The 17,994-nt window shown below is 66.4% G+C and carries 12 protein-coding genes; 6 read left to right on the top strand and 6 right to left on the bottom strand.

Features of this window, described 5'->3' with window-relative positions:
- Nucleotides 1-260 precede the first annotated feature (260 nt).
- The 6 genes from QUG03_RS06095 to QUG03_RS06070 all read left to right on the top strand — a co-directional run bounded on the left by QUG03_RS06095 (nt 261) and on the right by QUG03_RS06070 (nt 9,056).
- Nucleotides 261-1,697, top strand: coding sequence for an amidase family protein (locus QUG03_RS06095; protein WP_500819646.1), 1,437 nt, complete (start codon nt 261-263; stop codon nt 1,695-1,697).
- Nucleotides 1,687-3,201 (top strand): aldehyde dehydrogenase, encoded by a 1,515-nt coding sequence (locus QUG03_RS06090; protein WP_500819645.1) that lies wholly within the window; start codon nt 1,687-1,689, stop codon nt 3,199-3,201. The genes QUG03_RS06095 and QUG03_RS06090 overlap by 11 nt, the downstream gene beginning before the upstream one ends.
- Before the next feature lie 64 nt (nt 3,202-3,265).
- Nucleotides 3,266-4,639 carry an aminotransferase class III-fold pyridoxal phosphate-dependent enzyme gene (locus QUG03_RS06085; RefSeq protein ID WP_500819644.1) on the top strand — a complete coding sequence of 458 codons (1,374 nt, stop codon included), beginning with the start codon at nt 3,266-3,268 and terminating at the stop codon, nt 4,637-4,639.
- 121 nt (nt 4,640-4,760) lie between these two features.
- A complete protein-coding gene (locus tag QUG03_RS06080; RefSeq protein ID WP_500819643.1) occupies nt 4,761-6,143 on the top strand; it encodes an APC family permease in 1,383 nt (460 codons plus the stop codon).
- Between the two features lie 151 nt (nt 6,144-6,294).
- A complete protein-coding gene (locus tag QUG03_RS06075; RefSeq protein ID WP_500819815.1) occupies nt 6,295-8,082 on the top strand; it encodes an aminopeptidase P family protein in 1,788 nt (595 codons plus the stop codon).
- 41 nt (nt 8,083-8,123) lie between these two features.
- Complete coding sequence (locus QUG03_RS06070) at nt 8,124-9,056, top strand: LysR family transcriptional regulator (RefSeq protein WP_227103577.1); 933 nt, start codon at nt 8,124-8,126, stop codon at nt 9,054-9,056.
- 206 nt (nt 9,057-9,262) lie between these two features.
- Here the strand turns inward: QUG03_RS06070 and QUG03_RS06065 are convergent, their stop codons facing one another.
- The 6 genes from QUG03_RS06065 to QUG03_RS06040 all read right to left on the bottom strand — a co-directional run bounded on the left by QUG03_RS06065 (nt 9,263) and on the right by QUG03_RS06040 (nt 17,954).
- Nucleotides 9,263-10,234 (bottom strand): polysaccharide deacetylase family protein, encoded by a 972-nt coding sequence (locus QUG03_RS06065; RefSeq protein WP_500819642.1) that lies wholly within the window; start codon nt 10,232-10,234, stop codon nt 9,263-9,265.
- Between the two features lie 27 nt (nt 10,235-10,261).
- Entirely contained in the window at nt 10,262-10,969 is a 708-nt protein-coding gene (locus QUG03_RS06060) for an SDR family oxidoreductase (protein WP_500819641.1), read from the bottom strand.
- Nucleotides 10,966-11,490: an ester cyclase gene (locus QUG03_RS06055; protein WP_081544511.1), complete on the bottom strand. Its 525-nt coding sequence runs from the start codon at nt 11,488-11,490 to the stop codon at nt 10,966-10,968. Before QUG03_RS06055 ends, QUG03_RS06060 begins: the two co-directional genes overlap by 4 nt.
- Nucleotides 11,491-11,818: 328 nt before the next feature.
- Entirely contained in the window at nt 11,819-13,261 is a 1,443-nt protein-coding gene (gene tldD, locus QUG03_RS06050; protein ID WP_107798766.1) for a metalloprotease TldD, read from the bottom strand.
- Between the two features lie 14 nt (nt 13,262-13,275).
- Complete coding sequence (locus QUG03_RS06045) at nt 13,276-14,085, bottom strand: carbon-nitrogen hydrolase family protein (protein ID WP_500819640.1); 810 nt, start codon at nt 14,083-14,085, stop codon at nt 13,276-13,278.
- On the bottom strand, nt 14,082-17,954 hold the full coding sequence (locus QUG03_RS06040; protein ID WP_500819639.1) for a YhdP family protein: 3,873 nt from the start codon (nt 17,952-17,954) through the stop codon (nt 14,082-14,084). Before QUG03_RS06040 ends, QUG03_RS06045 begins: the two co-directional genes overlap by 4 nt.
- Nucleotides 17,955-17,994 lie beyond the last annotated feature (40 nt).

Raw genomic sequence — 17,994 nt, 5'->3', positions numbered from 1 at the left:
GCCGCGCTTCAGCGATACGGCCTTGAAAACATCTTCAGAATGCTCATGCGCCGTATGACCATTCCGCTTCTTCAGCCGCAACGCTTTGTCTCGCTCTCGCTCGCAAGACTTTGAACAGGCTCTTACACATAAAAACAGCGCAACTTGCCGCGAAAAATGCGTTTTTCCGCGCCGCCTCGTTTGCTTACCATCATCGCCAGGCAACACCACCGCCCAGTCATGCCATTGCGGCCACGCCGCTCCTTGCCTTGGAGCTGAGTATGTCATCTATTTCTACAAATCCGCTGTCGGACGCGTCCCCGCTCTGCCGGCTGAACGTGCAAACCATGACCGCCCGCTACGCCGCGGCAAGCCTTTCTCCGCTTGAAGTCGCGGACGCGGCGCTAGCCAGGGCCTCGGCGGTCCAAGACCGATACAACGCCTTCGCTTCCATCGACCGCGCCGGCGCGCTCGCCGCCGCCGCCGCCGCCGCCGCCGATGAACGTTGGCGGCGGGGCCGTCCCTTGTCGCCCATCGATGGCGTGCCGGTCACGATCAAGGACATCGTCCAGGTGCAAGGCTGGAGTGTGCGCTATGGCAGCCACAGCAGCAGCGCGGCGGTTTGCGACAGCGACGCGCCGTCGGTGGCTCGCTTGCGCGCCGCCGGCGCCGTCTTGCTGGGCATGACGACAACGCCGGAATTCGGCTGGAAAGCCGTCACCGATAATCCGCTGCATGGGATTACGCGCAATCCTTGGCGGCCTGAGCTGACGCCGGGCGGCTCTTCCGGCGGCGCGGCGGCGGCGGCGGCGGCCGGCGCGGGCGTATTGCACCTGGGAACGGACGGCGGCGGCTCCATTCGCATCCCGGCGGCCTTCTGCGGCCTGGTCGGACACAAGCCGAGCTTTGGCCGGGTGCCCGCCTATCCCGGCAGCGCCTTCGGCACCCTCTCCCATCTTGGTCCGATCGCGCGCTGCGTCGGCGACGTCAGCGCCATGCTGGACGCGATGAGTGGCCGCGACCTGCGCGACTGGCATCAGCCCATCGGCAACCCGCCCGCCTTCCCGCCCTTGGCGCTCAGCCGGGCCAGAGTGGCGTACTGGTCCACCCCGGCCTGCGGCCAGCTGCGGCCGGAAGTGGCCGCGGTCATGGAACGGGCCTTGAGTCTGCTGCGCTCCTTGGGGGTGGAGATCCAGCCATTCGAGCTCCCCGATATCGATCTGCTCGATGTTTTCCAAAAGCACTGGTTCAGCGGCGCGGCCAACCGGCTGTCCAGGGTGGCGCCGGCCCTGCGCGGACAACTGGACCCGGGCTTTGTCGAGATAGCCGAACGCGGCCTGGCCCTGAGCGCGGCGGACTTGGTCGCGGCTCAGACCCGGCGCGCCGAGTTTGGCGCCTTCATGGACCAGACAATGAGCCGGTTCGATCTGCTGCTGGCGCCGGCCACTCCCTTGGCGGCCTTCCCCATCGCCTCGCGACAGCCGGCCGGCGATGGCGCGGCCTGGACGGAGTGGGCGGGCTTCAGCTTCCCGCTCAATCTGAGCCAGCATCCCGCCTGCGTCGTCCCCTGCGGCCTGACTCCGGACGGCAGACCGCTTGGGCTGCAATTCATCGGCGCGCGCGGGGCGGACCGGCAATTGCTGTCGCTGGCCGGCCAGTTTGAAGCGCTGGGCGCCTTTCCCCATCTATTAGACTCAGGAGCCGACGATGAGCGCTGAACCCCTATCCGCCGCCGACTGGCGCGCCCTGGCCAAAGAGCCCCCCTTGGAACTGGGGCTGTTCATTGACGGGGACTTTCACCAGGCGCGTTCCGGCCGGCGCTTCGCCAGCGTCAATCCCAGCAATGACCAAATCCTGGCCGAGCTGCCCAGCGCCGATGGCCAGGATGTGGATCTCGCCGTCAATTCCGCGCGGCGCGCGTTTCAGTCCGGCGCCTGGTCCAGACGGCCGCCGCGCGAGCGTATGGCCGTGCTCAATCGGCTCGCCGATTTGATCGAACAACATCAGCGCACCTTCGCCTTGCTGGACTGCCTGGACATGGGCAAGCCGATCAGCGAGATGCTGACGGTGGACCTGCCCCTGAGCGTGCAATGCCTGCGCTTTACCGCGGAATCCATCGACAAGGTGCAGGGCACGGTGGGCGCAACCGCCCACCACATCCATAGCTTTGTGCTGCGTCAGCCCTTGGGCGTGGTGGCCTGCGTGGTGCCCTGGAATTACCCCCTTCTGATGAGCTGCTGGAAGATCGCGCCCGCGCTGGCGGCCGGCAACTCCGTGGTGCTCAAGCCGGCGGAGGAGTCTCCGCTCAGCGCTTTATGGCTGGCCAAGCTCTTCGTCGAGGCCGGCGGCCCGCCCGGGGTATTCAATGTGCTGACCGGCGATGGGCCTGGCTGCGGCCGGCCGCTGGCCTTGCATCGGGATGTCGACAAGATCGCCTTCACCGGTTCGGTGGAAGTGGGCAAGCTGATGCTGGGCTACGCGGGCCAGTCCAATATGAAGCAACTGTCCTTGGAATGCGGCGGCAAGTCCCCCCATGTGATTCTGGCCGATGTCCAGGACCTGGAGGCCGCCGCGCGCTGGGCGGCCATGGGCGTATTCGGCAATCAAGGCCAGATATGCTGCGCCGGCTCCCGCCTATTGGTGGAACAAAGCATTCTTCCCGACTTCCTCGACGCCTTCCTAAGCGCCGCGCGCAGCCATCACCTCCCGGGAGACCCGCTGGACCCGGCCACCCGCATGGGCCCGTTGGTGAGCCGCGGCCAGCAGCGCCGCGTGCTGGATTACATCGCGCTGGGCCGGCAAGCCGGCGCGCAATGCCTGTTGGGCGGCGACGCCCCGCGCCATCTGGAGCACAGCGCCTACGTCAATCCCACGGTGTTCGCCGGCGTGGACAACGGCATGCGCATAGCGCGGGAAGAGATCTTTGGCCCGGTGGCCTGCGTGCTGCCGGTATCCGGCTTGGACCAGGCCATCGCCATCGCCAATGACAGCCGCTTTGGCCTGGCGGCGGGCATCTGGACCCAAAACCTCAACCATGCGCATCGCTTCGCGCGCGAGGTCGAAGCCGGCATGGTCTACGTCAACAGCTATATGGACGGCGATATGCAACTGCCGTTCGGCGGCTGGAAAGAGTCCGGCAATGGCCGCGACAAATGCTTTGACGCGCTGCTGGCCTACACCCAGACCAAGGGGGTGTGGATGACGCTGAATCAGGAGCAATAGGACAACAGAACGCCGGCCATCGGAACCAACCGGCGCCGCATCGTAAAACCGAGGAGAGAACATCATGAGCAGCACAGCCAATCGCCATCCCACCGGCCACCTCTTATACCCCTTCGCCAATGCCAGCCATATTGCCGCGCATCCGCCGTTGCGGATCGATCGCGCTTCGGGTTGCCATGTCTTCGATCAAACCGGGAAACGCTATCTTGACGGGCAAGGCGGCTTGTGGAATGTGAACGTCGGGCACGACCATCCGGAAATCAAGGAGGCGATCACCCAACAATTGAACCAGCTGGGTTTTTATTCGATTTTTGGCGGCACCACCACGCAGCCTGCCCAGGCGCTGGCCGAACGCTTATGCCGGATGACGGAGCCGGAAGGCATGAGCGCCGCCTTTTTCTCCTCCGGCGGCTCGGAAGCCAATGAGGCGGCGTTTAAACTGGCCCGCCAGTACTGGCGGCAAAGCGGCGAGCCGGAGCGCCATAAAATCATCTCGCTGAAGCAGGCTTACCACGGCGTCACCCTGGGAGCCTTGTCGGCGAACGGCAGCACCGCTTATCGCCAGGCTTACGAGCCCTTGCTGGCGGGCTTCAGCCAAGTGGACACCCCCCATCTATACCGCAACCCCTACACCGACGATTCAGACACCCTAGGCCGCTTATGCGCGCAATTGCTGGAGCGGGAAATCCTGCATCAGGGCCCCGGCAGCGTGGCGGCCTTCATTGCCGAACCGGTGCAAGGCGCCGGCGGCGTCATCGTCCCGCCCGCCAATTACTGGCCCTTGGTGCGCGAGGTGTGCGACCGCCATCGCGTGCTCCTGATCGCGGACGAAGTGGTCACCGGTTTCGGCCGCATTGGCAAGCTGTTCGGCAGCCGGCATTGGGGAGTGAAACCGGACATCATGGTATTCGCCAAAGGGATTAACAGCGGCTACATCCCGCTGGGCGCGACTTTGATCAACCAGCGGGTGGAGTCGGCGTTTCACTCCAGCGACGCCCGTCAGTTCAGCCCAACCGCCTTCTATCACGGCAACACCTATGCCGGCCATCCGCTGGCCTGCGCGGCGGCGCTGGCCAATCTGGAGATCATCGAAAGGGACAAGCTGACGGCAAACGCGGCCAAGGTGGGCGGTCATTTATTGCAGCGCCTGACAAGGATAAAGAGCACGCATCCCCATATGGGCGATGTCCGCGGCCTGGGCCTGATGATAGGCGTGGAGCTGGTGGCCGACCCCGCCGGCAAACAGCCTTTTGATCTGGATCTGGGCTTCGGCGCCTATATCTCCGACTACTGCCGTCAACACGGGGTGTTGATACGCAATCTGGCGGACACCTTCATCATTTCGCCGCCGTTGACCCTGAGCCTGGAGCAGGCCGATCTCATCGCGGACACTTTCGAGCAAGCCGTCGAGGCCGCGGAGAAAGCCTTGCTACGATAAACGCCATGGATAGCAAGCGGCTTGAATCGACAACAATAGCCGGTCCCAAGAGACGGTTAACGACGCGCAGCGGACTTTGGACAGGCGCCAAAGCGCTGGCCGACAATAGAGGAGCATCATGATGCCAGGATCCCCCCCGTTCCCCATGACGGCGCCCGCGCAGCCCCTGCCCTACGCCGGATCGCTGCGCCGAGTCTTATCGCTGCCGGCGCTGACCTTGTTTGGCCTGGTCTATATGGTGCCCTTGACCGTATTCACCACCTATGGCGTGGTCACTCAAGTCACCGGCGGCCGCACCGCTTTGGCTTATCTGCTCACCTTGCTGTCCATTTTTTTCACCGCGCTGTCTTACAGCCGCATGGTCGGCCGTTACCCGGTTGCAGGCTCGGCCTATTCTTACGCCCGTAAAAGCTTTGGTCCGATGGCGGGCTTTCTGGCCGGCTGGTCTTTATTGCTCGATTACCTGTTTTTACCGATGATCAATTATCTGGTGATCGGCATCTACCTGCATCAAAGCTTTCCTCAAGTGCCGGCCTGGGGCTTTATCGTGACCATGATCGCGCTGGTCACGGTGTTTAATGTGCTGGGCATTCAATCGGTGTCGCGTTTCGGCAATGTGCTGGTGGCCGCGCAGCTCGTCTTTGTTCTGGTGTTTGTCGCGCTGGCCGCCCGGCAGATCATGACTCAGACCAGCGTGGATCTGCTGGCCCCGTGGCAGGGGGACGGCAGCGCCATCGGCATGGCTCCGGTGCTGGCCGGCGCGGCCATTCTGTGTTTGTCCTTTCTGGGCTTTGACGCGGTGTCCACTTTGGCGGAAGAGGCGCGGGAACCGCACCGCGACATCCCGCGGGCCATCATCATCACGACGATAGCAGCGGGACTGCTGTTCATCCTGCTGGCGGCCATCAGCCAGCTGGCTTTCCCCGGCAGCCGGTTCCAGCATGCGGATTCTGCCGCCAATGAGGTGATGCAGCGCATCGCCGGCCCCTATTTCGTCAGTTTTTTCACCGCCAGCTATGTGGCCGGGGCTTTTGGATCGGCGCTGGCCTCCCAAGCCTCGGTCTCGCGCATTCTGTACAGCATGGGCAGGGATCGCGTCTTGCCGCACCGGGTCTTCGCCGGTCTGTCGCAACGCTTCAACACCCCGATCTGGTCGATACTGGTGGTATCCCTTTGTTCCCTGCTGGCGCTGGTGATGGATTTGGCCACCCTGACCTCCCTGATCAGTTTCGGCGCGCTGGTGGCGTTCTCGGTGGTGAATCTGGCGGTGATCAAAACCTATCTGCTGGACGGCAAGCCGCATCCGTTCAGCGCCTGGCTGCGTTATGGCTTGCCTGCGGCGATTGGATTTGCCCTGACGCTATGGCTATGGACCAGCCTATCGGCGCTCACCCTGCAAATCGGCCTGGCCTGGCTGGCCGCGGGCGTGGCGTATTTGCTGTGCCTGACGCGCGGCCTGCGCAAAGCCGTGCCCACGGTTCAATTCGACGACAGCGGGTCTTGAGCGAAGGCGGGCGTCCGACGCCCGCGCCCCCAGCCAAAATGACATGGCAATCATCAGCTATGCTCATACTCTTGCGCCCCGGTTTCATTAGCCACAGAATGCATGGCATACATCCCCCGGAGCCGGCATGAACACCCTCGCAACCCCGCAATTGGACACCATTCCGCAACGCATCGCCTCTTTGCGCGCCGCCATGAAGAACGCCGGCGTCGACGCCTGTCTGGTGCCCTCCTCGGACCCGCATCTGTCGGAATACCTGCCGGCGCGCTGGCAGGCCCGCCAATGGCTGTCCGGCTTCACCGGCTCCATGGGCACGCTGATCGTCACCCGCGACTTCGCCGGCGTCTGGGCCGACAGCCGCTACTGGGTGCAAGCGGAAGCCGAATTGGCCGGCAGCGGCATCCAGCTGGTCAAGATCGTCAGCGCCGCCAGCGCCGACCACCTGGGCTGGATCGCCAAGACCCTGAGCGCCGGCCAGACCCTGGCGGTGGACGGCGACTCGCTGGGCCTGGCCGCGGCCAAGGCGCTGCAAGCCGCGCTGGAACAGGCCGGCGCCCGGCTCCGCACCGATCTGGACCTGATAGACGCCATCGACCCGCAGCGCCCGCCGCTGCCGGACGCGCCGGTCTATCAACATGAATCGGCCTTCGCGCCGCAAAGCCGCGCCGACAAGCTGGCGCGCTTGCGCGCCGCCATGGACGAGGCCGGCGCCGACTGGCACTTCCTGTCCACGCTGGACGACATCGCCTGGAGCTTCAATCTGCGCGGCAGCGACGTCAACTACAATCCGGTCTTCATCAGCCACGCGCTGCTGAGCCGTCGGCAGGCCACCCTCTTCGTCGGCGAAGGCAAGGTTTCTGCCGAGCTGCGCGCCCAACTGGCGGCCGACGGCGTCGAAGTGCGGCCTTACGCCCAGGCCAAGCCGGCGCTCGCCGCCTTGCCGGCCGGCGCCAGCCTGCTGCTGGACCCGCGCCGCGTGACCCTGGGCCTGCGCCAGGCGGTCAATCCGGCCGCCCGCGTGATCGAGGCGATCAATCCCAGCACCCTGTTCAAGTCCTGCAAGACGGAGGAAGAGGCCGCCCACATCCGCGGCGCGATGGAACAGGACGGCGCGGCCCTGTGCGAGTTCTTCGCCTGGTTTGAAGGCGAGGTCAACCGCAGCCGCGTCACCGAGCTGACCATAGACGAGGAAATCACCGCCGCGCGCGCGCGCCGGCCCGGCTTCGTATCGCCCAGCTTCGGCACCATCGCCGGCTTCAACGCCAACGGCGCGCTGCCGCACTACCACGCCACCGAAGCCGCCCACAGCGAGATCAAGGGCGACGGCCTGCTGCTGATAGACTCCGGCGGCCAATACCTGGGCGGCACCACCGACATCACCCGCGTGGTGGCGGTCGGCGCCCCGTCCGCCGAGCAGAAGCGCGACTTCACCCTGGTGCTGAAAGGCACCATAGGCCTGTCCATGGCTCACTTCCCGCGCGGCACCCTGTCGCCGATGCTGGACGCGCTGGCGCGCGCGCCGCTGTGGCAGCAGGACATCGACTTCGGCCACGGCACCGGCCACGGCGTCGGCTACTTCCTCAATGTGCACGAAGGCCCGCAGAGCATTTCCCGCGCGGTGCCGGACGCCAATATGGCGATGCAGGAAGGCATGGTCACCTCGATCGAGCCCGGCGTCTACCGCCCGGGCCGCTGGGGCGTGCGCATCGAGAATCTGGTGCTGAACGTGGCCTCGTCGCAGAACGAATTCGGCGACTTCCTGCGCTTCGAAACTCTGACCCTGTGCCCCATCGACACCCGCTGCCTGGACTTCAACCTGCTGTCCCGCGCCGAGGTGGACTGGCTGAACCAGTACCACGCCGAGGTGCGCGCGCGCTTGCTGCCGCTGGTGGACAGCACGGCGCGCGAATGGCTGCTGGCCAATACCGAAACCATTTAAACCCCTCCCCGCCCGGGCGCTGCCGCGCCCGGGCCACGCTCATGCTCGATCGACTCAACGACCTACGCCTCTTCCTCGACGCTGCCCAGCTGGGCAGCTTCTCCGCCGCCGGCCGCAAGCAAGGCCTGTCCCCCGCCGCCGCCAGCGCCTGCATCCAGCGGCTGGAAGCGGCGCTGGACAGCCGGCTGTTCCAGCGCACCACCCGCCAGCTGCGGCTGACCGAGGCCGGCGAAGTGTTCCGCGACCACTGCCAGCGCGCGCTGGACACCCTTCAGCAAGGCCAGGACCGGCTGCAGCGCGAGCAGCGCGAACTCAGCGGCCTGATCCGGCTGTCGGCGCCGTCGGACCTGGGCCGCCACGCCTTGCTGGACTGCCTGGACGAATTCCGCCGCCTGCACCCGGCGGTGCATTTCGCCTTGCAGCTGGACGACACCCCGGCCGATTTGATCGGCGAGGACATCGACATCGCCATCCGCTACGGCCAGCCGGCGGACAGCAGCCTGATCGCGCGCGAACTGGCCGCCAGCCGCCGCGTGGTTTGCGCCGCGCCGGCGCTGCTGGCGCGCACCGGCATGCCCAGCCATCCGCGGCAGCTGGCCGAGCTGCCGACGCTGACCCTGGTCACCGGCGACGGGCCGATGCATGAATGGCCTTACCGCGAGCACGGCCAGCGCCGCGCGCTGCGGCTGGAGCGCGCGCAGCAGAGCAACGACGGCGAGGTGATCCGCCGCTGGGCGCTGCAAGGCCAGGGCTTCGCCTACAAATCGCTGCTGGACATCGCCGACGATCTGCGCCAGGGCCGCCTGCTCACGGTGCTGGACGAATACTTCACCGACAGCGCGCCGCTGCACCTGCTCTACCCCGGCCAGCGCGGCCAGCCGCTGCGCATTCGTCGGCTGATCGATTTCCTGCGCGAGCGGCTGTCGACGCTGCCGGCCACCGCTCTGCTGCCGGAGGCCGGCGCCCAATTGTAAGAACCTGTTTACGATCTGCTGCGCGTCGGGGATACGGCGTTGAAAACGCTTTCAGAATGCTCATGTAACACCTGTACATTCCGCTTCTTCAACCGTTTTCGCCTTGTCTCGCCTTAGCTCGCGAGATCGTAAACAGGTTCTAAGAAAACCGCGGCGCGGCCAATGGCCGTCCCGCGGTTGTGGAACGCTTCTCAAAACCCAAGAACTCAGTCCGCCGGCACTTTGTCCGCCTGCAGCGCGTAGCGCGCGATCTCGTCCTTGCGCATGAAGGCGACGCCGGCATGGCTCTGCGCATAGCGGATGAACTGCTCCAGCGCCTTGACCCGCGCCGGCGAGCCGGAAATGCGGTCGTGGGTGCTGATCGACATCATCCGCCGCCGCGAACCCGCCTCGGCGTAGAGCACGTCGAATTCGGCCTTCAGATCCGACAGATAAGCCTCATTGCTCAGCGCCGGCGAGTCGAAACGCACGATGTCGTTGTTGCGCAAGGTATAAGGCACCACCACGAAGGGCTTGCCCTTGACCGCCACCGTGAACGGCTCGTCGCGGCTGACGTTGTCGATGTGATAGAGAAAGCCCAGTTGCTGCAGAATGCTCAGGGTATTGGGCGTGCCGCGCAGCCAGAAGGCGTTGAAGCCCACCGGCCGCGTGCCGGTGGCGCGCTCGATGCTGGCGATATTGGCGCTGTAGGCCGCCAGTTCCTGCTCCGGCGTCATCGGGTATTGCGGCTCCCAGGTTTGGCCGTGCGCCGCCGCCTCGTGGCCGCGCGCCACGATCTCGCGCGCCAGCCGCGGGCTGCGGTCCACCGCCTGCCCCACCATGTGCGAAGTCACCTTGACCCCGGTGCGGTCCCACAAGTCCAGTAGCCGCGGAATGCCCTCCTTCACGCCGTAGTCGTACCAGCTTTGCATCGGCAGATCCGCGTACTTGGGGTCCAGCGGCGGAAACGGCCCACTGGCGCCGCGCTCCGGCTGCGCGCCGGCCTCGAACTGCATGGAAATCGAAATCGCCAGGCGGGCGCCGTTCGGCCAGAAGGCGCCGCCGCTTGTTGAAATTGCCGTCATTTTGCTTGCTCCTGTCGCCGCCAGCACCGCGCCGTGCGCCAGCATCAGCGCGGTGCCGCCCGCGGCCGCGCCGGCCAGGAACTGGCGACGATTGATGGGTAGGGTATCGGACATCTCGAGTCCTCTCTCTTGGGCCGAGGCCTACAACAAGGCCCCGCCCTCCACGTCCAGCACCGCGCCGCTGATGAAGCCGTTGGCCATCGCCAACAGATAGGCTTGCGCCAATTCCCGCGGCTGGCCGACGCGGCCGACGGGCAGGCCCTGGCCGATGCGCGCCAGCGTCGCCTGGCGCGCGGCCGAGCCGGCCTCGCCCCATAGCTCGGTGTCCACCACGCCGGGGCTGACCACGTTGACGCGGCGCGGCGCCAGTTCCTTGGCCAGATTCTTGGCCGCCGCCTCCAGCGCGGCGTTGACCGTGCTTTTCAGCAGGCCGCCGCTGGAGAATTTGCGCGCCAGCAGGCCGGAGGTGAAGGTCACCGACGCCCGCTCCGTCAGATAGGGCAAGGCCTCGCGCACCGCCAGCAGGCTGCCGAACAGCTTGACGTCGAAAGTCTGCCGCAAGGCCTCCTCGCTCAACTCGGCCAAGGCTGGCGCGCCGACCCGGGCGCCGGCGGTCAGCACCAGATGATCGATGCGGCCGATGTCGGCGAAGGCCCGGGCCAATGCCCGGCTGTCGGTCATGTCCGCCTGGATGCCTTCGCGATCCGCCTCGGATTGGGCGCTACGCCCCAGCACATAGACCCGCGCGCCGGCCGCCGCGGCCGCGTCCGCCACCGCTCGGCCGATGCCGGAGCCGCCGCCCAACACCGCCACGGTCTGGCCGTGGAAAGAAAAATCCCCCGCGCTCATGGCTTCACCACTCCCAGTTGCTGCATCAGGGTCAGATTGTCTTCCAGATGCCAGTTCTCGGCGATGCGGCCGTTCTTGACGCGGTACAGGTCGAAGGCCTGGAACTCCACCGGCTGGCCCTGGCCTTGCACGTCGCCGAAGCGGCCGCTGAAATGGCCCTGGAAATGCAGGCGCAGCGCGACGCGGTCGCCGGCCAGCACCATGTCGGTGACGTCCACCTTCAAATCCGGCACCGCGGCGCGGAACTGGCGCGAAGCCTGCAAAGGGCCGGCCACGCCCTGCTGACGGCCGGCGGGCAGGGTGCGGTCGATGAAGTCGGGGTCCAAGGCCAGTTCGGCGTAACGCGGATCGCCGCTGTTCCAGAACGCCGCGTAACGCAGCGCGGCCAGCTTCACCGCCGCCGTGCTGCCGGCCGGACGGTCCGCCCACACCCGCGCCGGCTGCGGCAGGTTTTCCGCCGCGCCGGCGAAGGCCGCGGTCAAGGCCAGGCCGAAGCCCAGCGCCAAGGTCAAAGCTTTCATCATCGTCTCCCGATTGCGGCGCCGCCAACACGGCGACACCGGACCAGCGCATTGTGTCGCCGCCGAAGGTATTTGATAATTGGCTTTAAATTTGGATGATCTGCTTGTTTAATTTGAAAATAGGCGTAAAAAAAGGCGAAGCTCCAGCGCTTCGCCTTTCTCAAAGAACCTGTTTACACAGGTTCTTTGAGCCTGTTCAAAGTCTCGCGAGCAAGAGCGAGACAAGGCGAAAACGAGTGAAAAAGCGGAATGTACAAGTGGTACATGAGCATTTTGAGCTCGTTTTCAACGCCGTATCGCCGAAGCGCAGCAGACTTTGAACAGGTTCTTAGCCGCCGGTGCCGCCCACGGTCAGCCCGCCGTCTATGCGCAGCGTGGGCTGGCCCACGCCCACCGGCACGCTCTGGCCTTCCTTGCCGCAGACGCCGACGCCCTGATCCAGCTGCAAATCATTGCCTATCATGCTGACGTAGTTGAGCACGTCCGGCCCGTTGCCTATCAGGGTGGCGCCCTTGACCGGATAGCTGAGCTTGCCGTTTTCGATGCGCCAGGCTTCCGACGCGGAAAACACGAACTTGCCGCTGGTGATGTCCACCTGGCCGCCGCCGAAATTGACCGCGTACAGGCCGTCCTTGACCGAGGCGATGATTTCCTGCGGATCGTGCTGACCGGCCAGCATATAGGTATTGGTCATCCGCGGCATCGGGATGTGGGCGTAGGACTCGCGGCGGCCGTTGCCGGTGGCGCCCACCTGCATCAGGCGCGAATTCATCGCGTCCTGCATATAGCCCTTGAGCACGCCGTCCTCGATCAGCACGGTGCGCTGAGTGGGATTGCCCTCGTCGTCTATCGCCAGCGAGCCGCGGCGCTCTTCCATCACCCCGTCGTCCACCACCGTGACGCCCGGCGCCGCCACCCGCTGGCCGATCTTGCCGGAAAAGGCCGAAGTGCCCTTGCGGTTGAAATCGCCTTCCAGGCCATGGCCTATCGCCTCGTGCAAGAGCACGCCGGGCCAGCCCGGCCCCAGCACCACGGTCATCTGGCCCGCCGGCGCCGGCCGCGAATCCAGATTGGTCAGCGCCTGATGCACCGCCTGGCGGGCGTAGCGCTCCAGCACCTCGTCGTCGAAGTAGGCCAGGTCGAAGCGGCCGCCGCCGCCGCTGGAGCCCTGCTCGCGGCGGCCGTTCTGCTCGGCGATCACCATCACCGACAGCCGCACCAGCGGCCGCACGTCGGCGGCCCGCACGCCGTCGTGGCGCGCCACGTAGACCACGTCGTATTCGCTGGCCATGCCGGCCATCACCTGGATCACCCGCGGGTCCTGCGCCCGCGCCATCCGCTCCACTTTTTCCAGCAAGGCCACCTTGGCCGCCGCCTCCAGGCTGTGGCAGGGGTCCAGCGCCGGGTACAGCGGCTTGGGCGCGCGCCGGGTCTGCGCGCCGGCGGAACCGTCCCCGCCCGCCTGGCCGATGGCGCGCACCGCGTCGGCGGAGCGGCTCAGCGCCTCCAGGCTGATGGCGTCGGAATAGGCGAAGGCGGTCTTGTCGCCGGCCACCGCGCGCACGCCCACGCCTTGGTCAATGCTGAAGCTGCCGGACTTGACGATGCCCTCTTCCAGGCTCCAGGCCTCGCTGCGGGTGTATTGAAAATAGAGATCGGCGTAGTCGATGGCGTGGTGGCGCATGCGCGCCAGCGTGGCTTCCAAAGCCGCCTCGTCCAGACCGTAAGGCTTGAGCAGCAGGCTGTCTGCCGCGGAGAAAGCATCTTGCATAGTGTCGGGTTCTTTCACGCGAGTACGCGGTGCGCCAGCGCCGGCAGGCGGGTGCGCACCGACTGGATCAATGTCGGGTCGATTTCAGCGAGGATCACGCCCTCGCCCTTGTCTATTTCGGCCAGCACGCGGCCCCAGGGATCGATGATCATCGAATGCCCGTGGGTCTTGCGGCCGTTGTCGTGTTCTCCGCCCTGCGCCGAGGCCAGCACATAGCTCTGATTCTCTATCGCGCGCGCGCGCAGCAAGGGCTCCCAATGCGCCTCGCCGGTGGTGGCGGTGAAGGCCGCCGGCAAAATCATCAGATCATAGGGCGACAACTGGCGGAACAGTTCAGGGAAACGCAGATCGTAGCAGATGCCGAAGGCCATCTCGGCGAAGCCCAGATCCGCCTTGACCGGCTGTTCGCCCGGACGGATGGTGTTGGATTCGCAATAACTCTCGCCCAGGCCGGAGAAGCCGAACAGATGGATTTTGTCGTAGCGGGCGCGCACTTCGCCGTCCGGGTCGAACAGCAAGGTGGTGTTCAACACCCGCTGCGGCTCCGGGCTGCGCAAGGGCACGGTGCCGGCCGCCAGCCACACGCCGTTCTCCTGCGCCATCCGCGCCAGCGCGCTCTGGATGGGGCCGTCGCCGTAGGCTTCGCACACGGCCACCTTATCGGTTTCCTGCCGCCCCATCAGGCAAAAATACTCGGGCAAGACCACCAGCCGCGCGCCCTTGCCGGCGGCTTCCGCCACCCAATGCGCGGCGCGCTGCAAATTGGCCGTCACGTCGGAGCCGGACACCATCTGCACCGCCGCCGCCAAAAATGTCTGCTTCATGGTTTTCCCCCTTTGTTCTGCTGTATCGGACCGATCGCCGTGCGCACCACCTTGGGGTCGCGCAAGGAGCCGCTCACTTCGTAATCCACCGACAGGATGCGGCCCACCGGATCGCGCAGCACTTTCTGCGCCGCCAGCGTGGCGATGCCCACCACCGGATTGAGCAGGGCCGCCCCCGCCGCCAGCGCCACGCTTTCCGCCAGCCGCGGCACCACGTGCACTTTCAAGGCCTGGCTTTCCTTGCCCAGGTCCAGTTCTCCGGAAATCGTCACGTCCGCGCCCGGCCCCTTCATCTCCACCTTGGACGAAGTGAACAGACCGTTGCGCGCCTGCGCCTCGCCCTTCAGGCTGTCGAAGGCGAAGCCGTCGCTGAACACGTCGGTGAAGTCCAGCCGGATGCGGCGCGGCAGCGATTGCAGGCTGAGCGCGCCCAGCAGTTTGACCACGCCCGGGTCCACCTTGGCGAAGCGTCCGTCCTTGAAGTCTAGCGCCAATTCGCCGGATACCTTGGCCAAATCCAGATCGCCCAGGCCGCCGGGCCAATTCAAACGGCCGTTGAGCGTGCCCTGGCCGTTGCGGAAAATCTCGCCCTGACCCAGCCGCGTCAGCAGCTTGCCGGCGTCGCCGACGAGCAATTCGAAGCGGGCGTCGACATTGCCGGCGCCGCGCGCGTCCGAACGCACCGTGGCCTTCAGCGTGCCGTCGTTGGTGGTCAGCCGCAAGGGCGCCATCTGCCAGACGCTGCCGTCGCGGCGCGCCTCCAGCTCCAGCCGGCCCACCGAGCGCCCCTGCAACACCAGCTCGCCGACGCGCACCTTCATCTCCGGCAGCCTGCGGTTCAGCACCGAGGCTTCGCCGCCGGCCGCGGCCTTGGCCTCCGCCGCGCCCTCCTTCTTCTCCGCCGGCAGGCTCAAGGCCAGACGGCTGAGATTGGCCTGCAGCAGGCCGTTGCCTTCCGGCCGATAGCTGGCGTCGCCGCTCATCTCGTTGGAGCGCAGCTGTACGGTCCAGGCCTTGGACAGCTCGCGGTTGCCCAAGCGGGCGTTGACCTTGTGCAGGCTCAGGCCCGGCAACACCAGTTCCGGCGTTTCCAGTTCCAGCTGCAAGGCCGGCAGGGCCGCAGGCTCTCCGCCGCCGCTGGACTGCGCGGCGCCGTCGGCCAGTTTCAGCCAATCGTCCAGCACCACCTTGGGCTGCGCCACCCGCACCGCCAGGCCGGACGCCGCCGGCTCGCCCGGCGCGCGGCCCACGCCCAGCGCGCCGGCCTGCAAATCGCCGTGTTCGTTCAAACGCAGGCGGCCGGCTATCATGCCGTCCAGACTGAAGTCCAGCCGCTGGGTCTGGACGCCGCGCATCTGCTGCGGCCGCAGCTGCAGTTGCAGGGGCAAAACCGTCGCCGCGGCCTTGGCCAACGGCGGCGGCAAGTCGAAGGCGGTGCCCTGCAAGTCCGAACTCACCGCCAGGCTCTCCAAGCCCTGCTTGACGACGAACTGCGCGCGGTAGCCGGACTTGCCCGACACCTGCTCCGCCAGCGCCGGCAGATACTGCTTCAGCACTTGACGCGAATCGGCCTGGCCCGCCAGTTCGAAACGCATGCGCTTGTCTGCGCCGGTGTTGGCCTTCAACTGGAACGGACCGCCGAAGCCGACGAACTGCAGGCCCGGGCTGTCCACGCCGCGTTCGGTAAAGGTCAGCCGGCCGCGCGCCTTGCTCAGCGGCGGAATCGGCAGGGATTTGAAGCGCAGCGCGTTGTCGGCGAAGCAGATGTCGCCGCGCACCGTCACGCCCTGTTCGCCGGCCAGCGGTATCCCCAGTTTCAAGTCCAGGCTGGCGTCGCCGCCGGCTTCGATCTGGCCGGTGAAACCGTCCAGCCAGCCGTCCACCGGGCTTTGCGTGGTAAAGGCCAGCATGCGCTGCAGACGGTCGGCCACGCGGCCCTCCACCGTCAGCATGGGCACGTCGGCGCCCAGATTGTCTATCACCGCCTTGACGCCGCTCAGCGGCACGCCCACGGTGACGGCGCGGCGCGCGTTCACCTCCATCCGTTCGTTGCGGAACAGCAATTGGGCGTCGATGTCGTCGATGCGCGGCCAGCCGGACTGATAGCTGAGACGCGCGCGCTCCACCTCGGCCTCCACCAGAAACTCGCCGCCCTTGCCGCCGGCAAAGGGGAACTGCTCCAGATCGCCGCGCAGCTTCATCGTCGCCTGGCGCAGCTGCCCGCCCTGCAAGGCCTGGCGCAGCCAGCGCAAAGTGTGCTCGCCCACCTCGTGCGGCAGATACTCCGCCACCCTGGCCGCCGGCACTCCGGCGATGCTGGCGCGCAGATCGGCTACGCCGGCCCCGGCGCCCTGATGCCGATAACTGCCTTGCAGGCTGCCGGACAAATCGGCGTTGGAGAAGGCGGCCTGGCGGAAGTCCAAGACCACCGCCTGCCCTTCCCGCCGCCAGCCCACGTCGGCGGTCAGCTTGTCGAAATTCAACGGCGCGACAAAAACCGATGGATAGCTGACCTGGGACTTGCCGGTGTCCAGCTGCAGGCGGCCGCCTTTTTCGTCGAAGCTGATCGCGCCGCTGACGCCGGACACGCCGGGCAGCTCCCCGAACGGCTGCCAGGCCAGCTTTTCAAAACGGGATTTGAGTTTGAAGGCCTTGGGCGCTTCCAACGCGCCCTTCCAGCTGACGGTCAGGTCGCGCAGCGCGCCGCTGGGGGAAAAACGCGCGAACAGCGGGTTGCGGTCGGCGCCCAGCGCGTGGATGAAGGGGGTCAGGTGGCTGAGGTCCACATTGTCCAGCGTCAGTTGGCCGAAGCCTTGCTCGCCGTAACGCCACTCGCCGTCGATATTGGAATTGTCGAAAGCCAGGCCGCTGGCGCTGGCCAGGCTCAGCCGGCTGGCCTTGACCTTATAGCTGCCGCTGAGCTGGCGCGTCAGCTGCAACTCGCCCTGCAGCCGCGGCAGCACCAGTTCGTGGGAATCCGGCGGCGTGTAGGCGGCGTCGTGGACGTTGACGCTGGCTTTCAAGGCGTCGATGGCGCCGTCGGAGAAGGACATCTCCACCGTGCCGCTGCCCTCGCCGCTGCGCAGCATGCCCAGTTGTTGCAAATAACGCGTCCACGAACCCACTTTGGCGCCGTCCAGCGCCACCTTGAGCGAGCCCGACCACTGCTGCCAGGCGGCGATGTCGTCGCCGCGCCAGGACGCCGTCAGATCGAAGCCCTTGCCCAAGGACGCCGCCGGCTGGCCGGACAGCTTCAGGCCGTGGCCGAACAGGCCGGCGCTCAGCTTGAGCTGGCCCTGGCTCAGGTCCAGCCGCGGCAGGCCCAGCAATTCATCCTGCCAGCTCAGCCGCGCGTCGCTGATCTCCAGGCTGGGCTGGCGCAGCAGCCAATTGCCCAGGCCGCTGTCGGCGGAGCCGGAACTCAGATCAAAGCCGTTCAGATAGATCACGCCCTGGCGCGAGCGCAGCAGCTCCACCGTCGGGCCCTTGACCACCACGCTGGCCAGCCGCGGCTCCAGCGCCAGCAAGGAACGCCACGACGGCTCCAGCGACACCTGGCGCAAGGTCAGCGCCTTGCCGTCCTGCGGATTGGCGATGGTGACGCCGCCCAGCTCGAAACGCGGCCCCACGGTCAGCCATTCGCCGGACAAGGCCGCCACCTGCACCGGCCGCCCCAGCGACTGGCTCAGATAACGCTCCAGCGGCTGGCGAAACTGGTTCAGATTGGGCAGCACCCAGAAAGTGAACGCGCAAAAGGCCGCCAGCAGCAGCGTCAAGGCGGCGGCGGCGGCCATTCCCAACAGCGCACAGGTCCGTTTCAGAACCTTGATCACATGGATATGGGACAGAACGGAGAAGAGCTTTTCCAAATGCGGCAAACCGTTACAATGTGGCCATCAAGAATTGACA

The sequence above is a fragment of the Chromobacterium sp. CCUG 30098 genome, from assembly GCF_059916605.1.
This window is presented reverse-complemented; position numbering and strand designations above follow the sequence as displayed.